Raw genomic sequence first — 13,632 nt, forward strand, 5'->3', positions numbered from 1 at the left:
TGGCACCGTTCCAGTCGTTTTGAACAGTTCGGCCGCCACCACCTGGGCGATCCGCGTACGCTGTCTCGATGCTGCTATCGGTGAATCTTCCCGATAAACGATCTCCGAACTGTTCTCCGGGGATAGCAATTTCCGTCGGAATGCAACTCCCGCTCGATCGTGGCACTCGACGTGGACCGATACCCTAAGGCACACCCTCGAGAAACGGTGGGACATGTCGACGCTCGCACTCACCGGTGGCCGGATCCTCCGGCCGGACCTGACCGTGGATCGCGCCGACGTCCTCGTCGACCAGGAGACGGGCAAGATCGCCGAAATCGGCCCTGATCTCGCCGACGCGGCCGACGAGACGATGGACGCGACGAACTCGCTGATCACGCCCGGCTTCGTCAATGGCCACTGCCACGTGGCGATGACGCTGCTGCGCGGGTACGCCGACGACAAACCGCTCGACGCCTGGCTGTCCGAGGATATCTGGCCAGCCGAGGCCGAGCTCACACCGGAGGCGATCGAGGCCGGTGCGGAGCTCGGCCTGCTGGAGATGATCCGGGCCGGCACCACCGGCTTCGCGGACATGTACTTCTCGATGGAGCGGGTGGCCGACGCGGTCGAGCGAGCCGGGCTCCGGGCTCGCCTGGGTCACGGCGTCATCTCCGTCGGCAAGGAGCACGAGGCCGCCCGCGAGGACGCCGAGACGGGCCTGGCGTTCGCCCGGGAGTACGACGGCGCCGCCGAGGGCCGAATCAGAACGGCGTTCATGCCGCACTCGCTGACCACGGTGAGCACGGAAATCTACGAGGAGTACGTCCCGAAGGCGCGCGAACTCGACGTGCCGATCCACCTCCACGCCAACGAGACCGCAGACGAGGTGACGCCGATCGTCGACGAACACGGCGTCCGGCCGCTCGCGTACGCCCGCGATCTGGGTCTGCTCGAACCGCAGGACTTCCTCGCCCACGGCGTCCACGTCGACGAGACGGAGATCGAGCTCCTCGCCGAGACCGACGCGAGCGTCGTCCACTGCCCGGCCTCGAACATGAAGCTCGCGAGCGGGATGGCGCCCGTCCAGACACTGCGCGACGCGGGCGTCACCGTCGGGCTGGGAACCGACGGTGCGGCCTCGAACAACGACCTCTCGCTGTTAGACGAGGCACGCGACGCCGCGATGGTGGGCAAGCTGGCGGCCGACGACGCGGCGGCGGTTGCCGCCGACACCGTCGTCGAACTGGCGACGACGGGCAGCGCCGAGGCGATCGGCCTGCCGGCGGGGCGGCTCGAACCCGGCGCCCCGGCGGACCTCGCCGTCGTCGATCTCACCGGCGCGCACCTGACACCGGCCCACGACCTCGTGAGCCACCTCGCGTACGCGGCCGCGGCGAGCGACGTCCGCCACACGATCTGTGACGGTCGGGTCCTCATGCGCGACCGAGAGGTCCTGACCCTCGACGCGAACGACGTGCGCGAGCGTGCGACGGCCGAGGCGACGGCGTTGGTCGAGCGCGCCGAGGCCTGACCGGACGATCTGGTCCGGTGCTATGCGCTCGCGGCTGGCCGTCGACTCGCCGTCGTTCGTGGCGACGATAAACTTTCAGAATTCGTTTTAAACACTCTAACTAATTCTCAGGCGTTCCTGCACGACGCCGAACGAAGCGAACTGCTGGGGGGCTTTATTCGGGAATCCCTGAATGCACCGAGTGGCATGAATCGCACCAAACCAATCGTCGCCGCCCTGCTGGCCGGGATGCTGGTCCTATCGGTACTGGCACCGGTCGGTGCGGCCGCGACAACCGACGACTCGACCGACCTGACGATCGATGTCTCCGACGAGGAAGACCCGGTCGTCACGGTCACGCACAACGATAGCGCCGTCGAGAACGCGACCGTCGACGTGGCTATCGACGAGAACGAGACCGACGAGAACGCGAGTTACGACGGCGTCGGCACGTACACGACCGACGAGAACGGCACCGTCGACCTGCCCGCACCGAGCGAGGCAGTGACGGTCGTGATCACGGCCACCGCGGAGAACGCCTCCGCGACGACGACCGTCGAGCTCGGTCCGTCCGACAACGAGTCCGAGAACGCGTTCGGACAGCTCCTCTCGAGCTTCATCGAGGACACTGACAAGAGCGAAGTCGACGGGCCGTTCGGCCAGTTCGTCGCCGACTTCGTCCACGAGAACAACCCCGGTAACGCTCCCGATCACGCCGGCCCACCAGCAGACGCTGGCGGTGACAACGAGAGCAGCCAGGGTCCGCCGGCACACGCAGGTAACGACGATGGCGAGGACGACGACGAGAAGCGGGGTCCGCCGTCCAACGCTGGCGGCCCGGACGACGCTGACGACGGGGACGGCGAAGACGAAGCGACTGACGACGAAGACACTGCAGACGACGAAACGGACGCCTAACCACACCCACACGAACGGCGCGGTTTCCAACACCCTGTCACCCGCCGCCTCGCTGTGAACGGCATCGCAGTTCACCCCCTCGGGTGAATGCAACGTCACAGGCACACCCACTACCGATTCGGGTCACCGCCCGAATCGACGACGTTCGATTTTTCGGACTCCGACAGCTTCGAGCGACACGGCTGGCGAATGAGGTCGAACCTGCCGAGACGAGAGCTGGGGCCAGCCGGGACTGATACCGACCGATCGTGTCGTCGATAGTATCGCGGGGAACGGATTGCCGCCGGGCCGTGTTATCGCCGTCGGGTTGTGCTATCGCCGCCGAGCTACGGCGACGATCGCCAGCGCGAGCAGGCCGGCGATGGCGGTGAACCCTGGAGTCGCGTCACTGCCGCCCGAACTATCGGTGTCGTTGGTCGGAGCGGACTCGTTGGCTGCGGTTTCGTTGCCCGGGTCGGACGGCGGTTCGATGACAGTGACGGGTCCGACCCCCTCACCATCGACCGCGAGATCGTAGGTGCCGGGTTCGTCGAACGAGAACTCGAGTGTGGCTTCGACGCGTTCGCCGGCCGGCACGTCGACGCTCGCCGTCCCGACGACCGCTCCGTCGGCGGTGAGTCTGAGAGGCTTGGTCCCGGCCCCGTCGCCACTGTTGAGGACCGTCACCGAGACCGTCCCCGTCTCGCCCGCCACGAGTTCGTCCGTCTCGAGTGCCGTTCCGACGAGCCAGAACGACGGTTCGGGATCGGACGACGGTGGCGGACCGAACCCACCGCCACCGCCCCCGCCAGTTTCTTCGACCGTCACTGTCGAGCGCATCGTCTCGTTGTCCGTCTCGAGTGTGTAGGCTACCGGCCCCGTCGATCCGGGCTGGTGGGAGAACGAGACCGTCGTATTGGCGACGTCGCTCGTGTTCGCCGTCCCGTTGAGTGCGATCGACCGGGTGGCTATCTGGGTATCGTCGGCGGAGAGGTTCGCGCTGTGGTTCCAGTCTTCGGTGCCGAGATTGACGATGGTCGCCGAGACGGTGACGGTCTCGCCCGCCGTGATCGACTCCGGAGCGGTGCCATCGTCGATTCCGAAGTAGTACGGGAGCTGGCTGATCGAGAGCGGATCCAGCGCGGTTGCGTTCGTCACGCCTGCGACCGCGCTCGAGTTGGTCGAGAACGCCCGCGAGGAGACGTTTACGGTGTAGTCCGCGCCACGTCCCGGGACGGCGACCGAGAGGTTCGTGCCGGCCGACTCGTTGAGCCACGTCACGCCGGCCAACCCGCCGTCGTCCGTCGTCGCCTCGATGGTCGTGTTGGCGGTCCGCTCGCCGGTGACGATTGCCTGCGTCGACAGCGTGGCGTTCCCGACGAGCTGGAGGTCCGCGGTCGTCGTCTCGGCATCGCCGAGTTCGGCCGTCGTCAGGCTGGTGTTCTGGTAGCCGGATGCCGCCGCATTGATGGTGTAGTTCGTTTCGACGCCGGGAACCGAAGCCGCATACGAGCCGTTCAGGCCAGTCGCGTTCGCGAGGGTTGACGAGCTGCCCGTGTCCGATCTTGTGAGCGTGATCGTGGCGTTCTCGATCGGAAGCGCGGTCCCGTTTGCGGTGACACCGACGCCGTCGGTGATCGAACCGGTTATCGTCGCATCGCCGGCGAGTCCGACGGCGTGTGCGGCCGTTCCACCTGGCGGGAGCCCGGACGCCGTGGTCGTATTCTGCTCGTAGCCGTCCGCCTCGACCGTGATGGTGTAGTTGGCCGTGCTGGGCACAGTGCTGGCGTCGTACGTGCCGTCACCCGCCTCCGTCACGGGATAGCTGGCGCCCGAATCGGTCGAAACGCTGACCGTGGCGTTCGATACCGGATCCCCGAAGTGCGAGTCCGAAACGGAGAGCGAGATGTTCGAGTCGCCACTGAGAGCGCGGTTCACGGACTCTTCACCTCCGTTCAAAGTCACCTCATCGCCTCCGTCTTGGTAGCCGTCGGCCTCGATCGCCACGGCGTACGTCGTCTCGTTGCCGGGAAGTGTGAGCGAGTACGTGCCGCCGCGCTCGGTGGTGGTCGTGTAGGACCCAACAGCGCCCGTCGCGGTGATCGTCGCACCACCGATCGCAACCGTCGGTGTCGACTTCGCGTCGGTTACGGTTCCGGTGAGCGTCGAGTCGCCGGTCAGCGCGGCGTTTGCCGTCGCCGAACCGTTGTCGGGTACCGTAGTCGTCGTCTCTGCGTCCTCGTAGCCGGCAGTCCGGACCGTGACGCTGTAGTCCACTCCGCCACGGACCGCGTCGAACGCGTACTCGCCAGTTGCGTCGGTCCGGTTCTCGTAGGTCACGCCGGTGTCCGGGTCCGTCGCCGTGACCGTCGCGTTCTCGACGGCCGTATCGGTCACGCCGTCAGTAACCGTTCCCGAAAGCGAGGCGTTTCCGGTGAGTGCGACCGTACCCAGGTCGACGTCGCTATTGGTATCGACCGTTTGGTCGGGTTCAACGACGGTTTCGTACCCGTCGTCGCTGATCGAAACGTCGTACGTCTCGTTGTCCGGGACCTCGAATTCGAACGCACCGTTCGCGTTCGTTTTCCCCGAGAAAGACGCGGACCCGTTGTCAGCCATCACGTTTGCCCCTGGAATCGGATCGCCGGTAGTCACGTCGACGACCGTGCCGGTGAAACTCCCGTACAGCACCTCACTGACTGCCTCGTGGGCATCGACGATCCCGAGGCCGTAACGCGAATCCTTTCCCGTCTCCTCAATCGAATACTGTGCGCTACTTTCGTCCCAATCGCTCGGTTTCCAGGCGCTTGCTTCGATCGCGCTCGTAATCTCGTCCGGCGAGAGGTCGCGTTCGGTCGCGGATTCCATCAGGGCTGCGACGCCAGCGACGTGGGGTGTCGCCATCGATGTTCCGGACAATTCGTTGTATCCACCGTCGGGAACGGAACTCTTGACGGCGGCGCCGGGTGCGGCGACATCCGGAACGATGTACTCGGACGGCCAGCTATCCGGTGCGGTGGTTCCCCACGCTGTAGACGTAGTCACCTTTTCACCGCTTGAAAAGTCTGCAATTCCTTCAGCCGAATTTGAGGCACCGATAGCCAGCGAGTCGTACACGTTGGCGGGCGATCCGCTACATCCTTCGTAATCGTTTCCACTCGCCGCAACGACTACGGTTCCGTTCGTCTCGGCATTTTGCACCGGGTTGATAAATTCAGATACATACGAAGAGTCTTCAGTCGATGGGTCACAACTCGTCCCGAGACTCATACTGACTACGTCGGCGTTATTGTTCACTGCCCACTCCATCCCGGCAACGATCTGGCTGAATCTTCCTGATCCGTCCGGGAGAACGAGGCCATGCATCATTTCCGCTTCCGGTGCAACGCCGATCCACGTCCCGCTCGCGTTCCCGCCACTTACAGTTCCAGTGACGTGTGTTCCGTGAGAGCTTGTATCGTGTGGTTGCGATCCCGATACTTTGTCTCCGTTGCTGTCGAACTCGGCCCAGCCACCGGGATACGTTGGATCACTCGTATTCGTCGTGTAGAGGTCTATGTCGGGGTGACTGACGTCGACACCGGTATCGAGGACGGCGACTTTGGCACCGCCTCCTCTCGCGTCGAATTCGGACCAGACGCTGGACGTGTTTATCTGTTCAAGACCGTACGTGTAGCCGGTCGCACTCGTTGAGACAGTTGTTCCGTTGACGCCGAGGTTCGTCTGCGATGCAGGCGTACTCGTTCTGGTCGTGACCTCGAAATTCTGGTGGATCCGTTCGACGCCGTCGATCGCCGCGATTTCCGCTAGTGAGACTCGCTCCGTGTCCACCGTCACGAGCGCCGCGTTGGCGATCCAGAAGCCGCGCTCGACGGTCACGCCGCCGGTCCTGGCGGCGAAGCGGGTGAGCGGCCCCTGGGCGGTGCTCGCCTTGGTCTTGAGCGTCTCCGTCGCATTCGCGCTCGCGGCGAGTGTCGCGCGGTCCGTCGACTCGAACCGGACGATTGCTTCGACCTGGCCTTCCGCCGTCTGCAACGCCCGGTCGATCTCGACGCCCGCCGCCGGATCGGTCTCGTCCGGCTGCGGTTCACCGTTGACAGCGAATGCGCTGTCTACGGCGACTACCCCGCCGAGGAGCACCGCAACGAGGACCAGCACTGCGATGGTCCGTCGCGATCGATCGTCCGCCCTGAATCTCATCAATATGGGACAAACCAGATCGAATATGCATAGGACTTCTGCCCGATGAACATTCCTATCCGTCAGATAGGGCGTAAATACTGGCGAATTTCGACCGAATCGGTCGCCACCCGGATCCCCGTCGACCGGTATCGAACCTACGAACTCGCGTGACGGCGACACGGCGGCCCGACGCTCGTTCCGGTGACGGCCCTGTCCGGTGTCGGTAGGGTTTTGGCGCCCCTCCTACTCACTTCGAGCATGAGCACGTATCCGCGGATTTCCGCGCAACTCGACGACGTCGAGTCGGCTCGCGAGGAGGGCCGACGCAAGATGGAGTGGGCGCGCCAGCACATGCCGATCATGGAAGCGGTTCGCGAGGACTTCGAGGCGAATCAGCCGCTGGCCGGCGAGCGTATCGCGATGGCGATGCACGTCGAGGCCAAGACGGCGATCCTGGTCGAGGCCCTCGCGGCGGGCGGCGCCGAAGTGGCTGTCACGGGTTGCAACCCGCTGTCGACGCACGACGACGTCTCCGCGGCGCTGGACGATGTCGACAATATCACCAGCTACGCCAAGCGCGGCGTCGACGACGAGGGCTACTACGCCGCGATCGAAGCGACGATCGACCTCGAGCCGACGATCACCGTCGACGACGGGATGGACCTCGTCGCGGCGATCCACGAGGACTACCCCGAACTCATCGACGGCATCGTCGGCGGCTGTGAGGAGACGACGACCGGCGTCCACCGCCTGCGCGCGATGGCCGACGACGGCGCCCTGGAGTACCCTGTCTTCGCGGTCAACGACACGCCGATGAAGCGCCTGTTCGACAACGTCCACGGCACCGGCGAGTCCTCGCTGGCCTCGCTGGCCATGACGACCAACCTCTCGTGGGCGGGCAAGAACGTCGTCGTCGGCGGCTACGGCTACTGCGGAAAGGGCGTCGCGAAGAAGGCGAGCGGCCAGAACGCGAACGTGATCGTCACCGAGGTCGAGCCACGCCGCGCCCTCGAAGCCCACATGGAGGGCTACGACGTCATGCCGATGGCCGAGGCCGCCGAAGTCGGTGACGTCTTCATCACGACGACGGGCAACCGCGACATCATCGTCGAAGAGCACTTCGAGCACATGCAGGACGGCGTCCTGCTGGCCAACGCGGGTCACTTCGACGTCGAGATCGATCTCGACGCACTCGACGACCTCGCGGTCGACCGCTACGAGGCCAGAGACGGTGTCGAGGCCTACGAGATGGCCGACGGCCGCCGCCTCAACGTCGTCGCGGAAGGCCGCCTCGTCAACCTCGCTGCCCCCGTCTCGCTGGGTCACCCCGTCGAGGTCATGGACCAGAGCTTCGGCGTTCAGGCCGTCGCCGTCCGCGAACTCTTAGAACGTGAACACGCCGACGACTACGAACCCGGCGTCCACGACGTCCCCGACGAACTCGATCGCGAGATCGCCGAGATCAAACTCGCGGCCGAGGACGTCGACTTCGACTCCCTGACCGACACCCAGCGCGACTACATGGGTAGCTGGGATCACGGAACGTAATTTTATACGTATCGAAAATTGACAGATAGTCGGATTGATGACTCCTCTCAGCAGGACGACGGCTGCGATCGGAGTGGCCGGCGGCTTCGCACACGTTCTCGTCGTTGGAACGTTGCTATCGTATTTCGACTATCAGGTGTTCCGACCGACTCTCTCGCTGGTGTTACTCGCCCCGGGCGTGTTCTTCCTCGGGGCATTCCCGCTGGTGGTCTCTGTTCGGACGAGGCTTCTCATCCCCGGCGGTGGATTTCTGGCGCTCGCAACGGCCGTCGTGGTCGCCGAGGTGACGACGCCGGCCCCGCAGAAGGTCGGCGAACTCGGCGGCCACGCGATCGTCGACGGCCCGTTTTACGCCCTGCAGTACGCCGGTTCGTGGTACAGCTGGCTCTCGCTCCTGTTCGTCGCCGGCGTCGTCGAATTCGCGATCCGACGCGGCTACGCCATCGGCGACGACCGGCTTCGCCACCTGCCGGACCTGCCACTGTCGTCGGATCGACTCGGGACGGTGGTCGTCGTCTGTAGCGCTGTCGTCGGAACGGCGATCGTGGGACTCCTCGTCGCCGGCAACCTGTGGGATTCGATCCTAGGGTACGCGATCGGCTTCGCGGCGGCCGCCGCGGCGACGGCGGTCCCGGTCGTCGCGCTGCTCGCCCGGGGCCTCGTCGCTCCGCTCGTCCTGTACTGTCTGGTCATTACGAACACGTCCCGCGTCCACGTGTTCGCCGATCCCGACGGGCTCTCTATGGTCTTTCTCGGCGTCATGGCTGGCGTCTTCGCGATCGCTGCCGTGATCGAGTGGCTCGGTCGTTCGCAACTCCTCGGGTGGGACGGCGGTCGATTCGCCGCCGAAGTGCGCCTCGGCCAGTAGGCCACCTTACTGCGGGTCACTCCGGCGCGCCCGTGCCTTCACCCGTTCCGCGAACTCGGAGAGATTTATCGCGGCGGCACAATCCGGACAGCAGAACCGCTCCGCGATCTGGTACTCGTTCGACAGCGCGGCCGGCGGCTCGGAGACGAGCCGGAAGAGCCGCGCCGGTGCCACATCCCGGTCACACCGATAGCACTCCCGATTCGGAGCCCTGTCGCCGGTTCCGTCGCTCGTTCGCTCGACGGATTTCATCCGAGCACCTCGCAGTTCTGCCGCTCGAACTGATCGACGTGACTCGGCCCCCAATCCCCGAAAACGAAGCTTCGCGACGGATAGCGATGCGACTCTCTAAGCAACGGGCGTGCGAGACCTTTTTGTCTCGAAGGTGTGTTTCGGAACATGGCTGACAAAATCCCTCATCCGGGATTTGGAAGCCACGTCCCGGGTGTATCAGCACCCGGGGCATTTCTGCCCGTGCGGACGTCGCTTCCGTCCGGATAATTGATGCGATGGATAATATAGTTACTGGTGAGGGTGTGGAATCAACCCATTCAGAGGATGGAAGCGGAAGGCCGTCTACCCGTCCAGACTCGTCTCGCCCGCGGGTGGGAGCGCGCGCATCTCCGCGTTGGCGAGGAGGTAGACGGCCTGCCCGAGGCCCGCGATTCCGATGCCGGCCATCGCGACCTGCGGGCCGAACGCGCCCGCGACGATCCCGCCGAGGAGGGCGCCGACGGGGACGACTGCCGTCGAGGCCGACCCGAGGAGGCTGCTCACCCGCCCGACCAGGGCCTCCGGCGGCGCGGTCTGGACGATGGTGGCGATCTGGACGTTGACGGCGCCGACGGGGACGAGCGAGAGGGTGAACAGGACGGCAGTCAGCGGGAGCCAGTTCGCGAGGAGGCCGGCCGTCCAGAAGACGCCGCTCGCGAGGCCGGAGACGAGGAAGACGTAGCCGAAGGGTCGGTCCGAGACGGCGGAGGCGGCGAGCGCGCCGAGGAAGTTCCCGCCGGCGAACGCCGCCATGAGGATCCCGTAGGCGCCCGCGGCGCCGAGCGCGGAGAGACCCGCCGGCACGGCCAATGAGTCGGCGTACGCCGGAATGGCCGCCATCACCATCCCGCCGGTGACGTTGAGTATCGACGCGGCGACGACCAGCGGTAGCAGGAAGGTCCCCCGCAGGATATCGATGCCGTCACGCAAGCGATCGAGGTAGCCCTCGGGCGCTGGCGGCGACCCACCGTCGGTCCCGTCGCCGTCGCCTTCGGCACCGTTCCCGGAGTCGTCGGTTATCCCGTCACCGGCTGCCGACTCGTCGAGTGAGGGCCCGTCGTTGGGTTCCGTGTCGCCAATCTCGGGAGGGGTTCCCCCGTCGGTCGCGGGTTCGGCTCCCTCGTCTGTGATATCGGGCCCGGTCCGTCCGTCGGCCGATCGATCGCTCGAGTCGGGTTCGTCCGCCCGTCGTGCCGGCGGAATCGAGACCGTCGCGAAGACGAGCGCCGCCATCCCGAAGGTGACGGCGTCGACGGCGAACAGCGAGACCGCGCCGACGAGTCCGATGATCACGCCGCCGATGCCGTTGGCCACCATCTCGAACCCCTGGTAGGCAACCGAGAACGCCGAGTTGGCGGCGACCAGTTTCTCATCGTCGAGGATCCGCGGCAGTGCGGTCGTCTGGGCCGGATAGACCAGCTGGTTGGCCGCCGACAGCACCGGCATCACGACCAGGACGTGCCAGACGGTCAGCGACCCGAGCACGTGGGCGATCGGAATCGTGGCCACCACGACGGCCTGGAAGAGTTGCGTCCCCACGAGCAGCCGGCGGATCGGGTGGCGGTCGACGATCGGGCCGGCGAGAAACTGGAAGACCGCCGGCCCCTGGGTCAGGAATCCGGCGACGCCGGTGTAGAACGGGTCGCCGGTCAGACTGTACACGAGCCACATGGCCCCGATGAAGTAGAGGCTGTCACCGAGGTTCGTGATCACGCGACCCGCGAACAGTCTGCGAAACGTTCGGTTCTCGAATGGACCTCGCATGGAAACGAAGAGGTCCGGGCGTACAATAAGGGTAATCTGAACGACACTTCTGTAACCGGGGGGACAGAACTACAGCTCTGTTCGACAGCTGTCACTATCGGTGGGCGGGGTGCAGGTCGATCGATCGGTCACTCGCGTTCGGCGGAGACGACCGAGAGCTCGTCGTCGATGCGGAGGGTCAATCGCTCGTCCGCGAGCGGGTAGGTGACTTCGGCGCTGTGGGTCGTCTCGTCGACGAGCGTCGACCGCGGGGCTCCAGTCTCGGAGCCGAGTTGCCAGAACGTGAACGTGCGGACGTCGATACCGTGGTCGTAGTAGAAGGCGACGACGGCCGGCCGGTCGAGCAGTACCGTGGTGAGATCGAGCTGGGTGGTCGCTTCGCACCGATCGCAGTCGTAGCTGACCAGCACGATATCGTCGACCGAGGCGGCCTCGTCGGGAATTTCTTTCACGTCGAACTCCGGCCGTATCGGCCCCTCACACGACGCACAGAACTTGTTTCGCGCCTGGCCCACCAGCGTCGCGAGGTACCGATCCGCCACGTCGGGAAACGCCTCGACGGGTTGCTCGGCGAACGATCCGGGCGGGATGGGGAACACCGCCTCGAAGGACCCGCCTGCACACTCGACTCGTGCCCGGTCGTCGGCGTAGGAGAACGTGAGCGGGTCCCCACAGAGCGGACAGAAATCGTCGAGGTCGATCGGTCCGACCTCGCTGCCCATCGTGTAGGCGCCCGACAGCAGCGAGCCGATCACGTGTCGTCCCGCGGCGCGAAGTTCGTACATCCCGTCCGTCTTGCGGACGAACCGGTCGGTTAGCTTGCCGAGGTGGTAGTTGAACTTGCCCGAATCCCGCATCCCGACGGCACTCCTGAGCTCCGAGAACGTCGCCGACTGGCCGTCGGCCTCCCAGAGCGCCCGGAGGATGTCGATGCGGGACCCGTCGGCGAGCACCGAGAACGCCTCCTCGGGGTCGACCGTCTCGACGATGTGGGCGTCGTCCATGTGGAGTGTCTGGTCCGAGGGTGGCTTAGTGGTGACGGGGTGTCAGCCGACCGCCCGCCTGGACAGTCGGTGAAGGAACACCCAAGGAGCCGGCCGCCGAACGGATGGGTATGTCCACTCGCCAGTCTGGGTCGTCGGTCTCGGGACAGGGTGGTCCGCTCTGGGCCGTCTTCGTCGCGATTGCACTCTCGATCTCGGGATTGCTGGTCGCCACTGCCACCTCCCTCCCGGCGGCGCTGCTCGACTCGACGCTGCTCTCGGATCCGGCGGCGGCGTCGAACCTCGCCACGGTCGTCTACCTGATCTTGACGTTCACTGGTTACGCGCTGACTGGCGTGATCTACCTCCAGTGGACGGATCGCGGCTGGGACTGGCTCGATCTGGAGCGGCCGACCCGTCGCGGCTGGCGGTACGTGCTGTACGGCATCGGCGGTAGCATCGGCTTCCTGATCACCGTACAGATCGTCGCGACGGCCCTCGACCTCCCGTCGTCGGAAAACGACGTCATCCAGCTGATCGGGAACGATCCGAACATGGTGCTCGTCATGATCGTGATCGTCTTCGCGTTCAACGCACCTGCCGAGGAGTTCCTCTTCCGGAACGTCGTCCAGAAGCGCCTCTACGCGTCGTTCAGCCGGATGGGCGCGGTCGTCGTCGCCGCACTCATCTTCGCGCTGTTGCACATTCCCTCGTACGCGTTCGCGGCGGACGGCTCGATCGCTCCAGCCGGTGCGATCGCGACCTCGCTCGCCGTCGTCTTCGGCGGCGCGGTCATCTTCGGCTACCTCTACGCGAAGTCCGACAACCTCCTCGTCCCCATCATCGCCCACGCCACGTTCAACGCCATCCAGTTCGGCCTCCTCTACATTGCCCTCAGGTACGCGCCGGAGGAGCTGGAGTCGGCGAGCGCGATCCTCGACGTCGCACTCGGCGCCGTCCCACTATAGATTGTGGTCGTGCGTGGACACTCGTGAGCGCTGGACGGGCGTATCACCTGACCACCTGTGATCACCGATCTTTCACCTTCACCTCGCTCCCGTCTCGTTTATGTGGGCCCACCTGCGAGCTAGCGCCATGTCTCAGGCGAAGGGTGACCGACGCGAACGCGAACTCGTCAATCGACTCGACGAGGCCGGGTTCGCCGTTATGCGTGCACCCGCCAGCGGTTCTGCGACGGAACGAGAACTGCCCGACGTGCTGGCCGGCGACGGCGAGACCTTCTACGCGATCGAGGCCAAGTCGAGCTCGGGCGACCCCATCTACCTCACCGGCGAGGAGGTCGAGGCCCTCATCTACTTCGCGCAGAACTTCGGCGCGAAACCCCGCATCGGCGTCCGCTTCGACCGGGAGAGCTGGTACTTCTTCCACCCCGGCGACCTCCACCACACCGACGGCGGCAACTACCGGGTCAAGAAGGAGACCGCCATCGCCGACGGCACCGACTTCGACGAGTTCGTCGGCACGAGCGAGAAGGTTACCCTGGACGAGGTCGGCGAGGACGAGGGTACGTCGGGGCCCGATCCCGAGATCGTCCGGGTCCTCAACGCGGTCGAACAGGGCGTGATGGACGTCGAGGAGGCGGCAGAACTGCTCGAGTAGCCCGG

The 13,632-nt window shown here is 65.5% G+C and carries 10 protein-coding genes; 6 read left to right on the top strand and 4 right to left on the bottom strand.

The window, feature by feature from the left end; genetic code table 11:
* Window positions 1-214 precede the first annotated feature (214 nt).
* Window positions 215-1,513, top strand: a complete 1,299-nt coding sequence (locus tag HALRU_RS01155; protein WP_015299584.1) for an amidohydrolase — start codon at window positions 215-217, stop codon at window positions 1,511-1,513.
* Window positions 1,514-1,699: 186 nt separating this feature from the next.
* Window positions 1,700-2,410, top strand: coding sequence for a hypothetical protein (locus HALRU_RS01160; RefSeq protein WP_015299585.1), 711 nt, complete (start codon window positions 1,700-1,702; stop codon window positions 2,408-2,410).
* Between the two features lie 312 nt (window positions 2,411-2,722).
* On the opposite strand, the gene HALRU_RS01165 is transcribed toward HALRU_RS01160, so the two are convergent.
* A complete protein-coding gene (locus HALRU_RS01165; protein ID WP_015299586.1) occupies window positions 2,723-6,589 on the bottom strand; it encodes a carboxypeptidase regulatory-like domain-containing protein in 3,867 nt (1,288 codons plus the stop codon).
* A gap of 240 nt (window positions 6,590-6,829) precedes the next feature.
* On the opposite strand from HALRU_RS01165, the gene HALRU_RS01170 reads away from it, so the two are divergent.
* Window positions 6,830-8,119, top strand: a complete 1,290-nt coding sequence (locus HALRU_RS01170) for an adenosylhomocysteinase (RefSeq protein ID WP_015299588.1) — start codon at window positions 6,830-6,832, stop codon at window positions 8,117-8,119.
* A 37-nt stretch (window positions 8,120-8,156) separates the two neighbouring features.
* Window positions 8,157-8,987 (top strand): hypothetical protein, encoded by an 831-nt coding sequence (locus HALRU_RS01175; RefSeq protein WP_015299589.1) that lies wholly within the window; start codon window positions 8,157-8,159, stop codon window positions 8,985-8,987.
* 6 nt (window positions 8,988-8,993) lie between these two features.
* Here the strand turns inward: HALRU_RS01175 and HALRU_RS01180 are convergent, their stop codons facing one another.
* The 3 genes from HALRU_RS01180 to HALRU_RS01190 all read right to left on the bottom strand — a co-directional run bounded on the left by HALRU_RS01180 (window position 8,994) and on the right by HALRU_RS01190 (window position 12,028).
* A complete protein-coding gene (locus tag HALRU_RS01180; protein ID WP_015299590.1) occupies window positions 8,994-9,239 on the bottom strand; it encodes a hypothetical protein in 246 nt (81 codons plus the stop codon).
* 324 nt (window positions 9,240-9,563) lie between these two features.
* The gene (locus tag HALRU_RS01185) at window positions 9,564-11,024 is read right to left on the bottom strand and encodes an MFS transporter (RefSeq protein ID WP_015299591.1); all 1,461 of its coding nucleotides are present in this window, start codon (window positions 11,022-11,024) and stop codon (window positions 9,564-9,566) included.
* Between the two features lie 128 nt (window positions 11,025-11,152).
* A complete protein-coding gene (locus HALRU_RS01190) occupies window positions 11,153-12,028 on the bottom strand; it encodes a winged helix-turn-helix domain-containing protein (protein WP_015299592.1) in 876 nt (291 codons plus the stop codon).
* Window positions 12,029-12,138: 110 nt separating this feature from the next.
* On the opposite strand from HALRU_RS01190, the gene HALRU_RS01195 reads away from it, so the two are divergent.
* Both HALRU_RS01195 and hjc read left to right on the top strand, forming a co-directional pair.
* The gene (locus tag HALRU_RS01195) at window positions 12,139-12,975 is read left to right on the top strand and encodes a CPBP family intramembrane glutamic endopeptidase (protein WP_015299593.1); all 837 of its coding nucleotides are present in this window, start codon (window positions 12,139-12,141) and stop codon (window positions 12,973-12,975) included.
* 127 nt (window positions 12,976-13,102) lie between these two features.
* Window positions 13,103-13,627, top strand: coding sequence for a Holliday junction resolvase Hjc (hjc, locus tag HALRU_RS01200; protein WP_007700226.1), 525 nt, complete (start codon window positions 13,103-13,105; stop codon window positions 13,625-13,627).
* The last annotated feature ends 5 nt before the right edge of the window (window positions 13,628-13,632 follow it).

It is taken from the genome of Halovivax ruber XH-70, from assembly GCF_000328525.1.
Classification (GTDB): domain Archaea; phylum Halobacteriota; class Halobacteria; order Halobacteriales; family Natrialbaceae; genus Halovivax; species Halovivax ruber.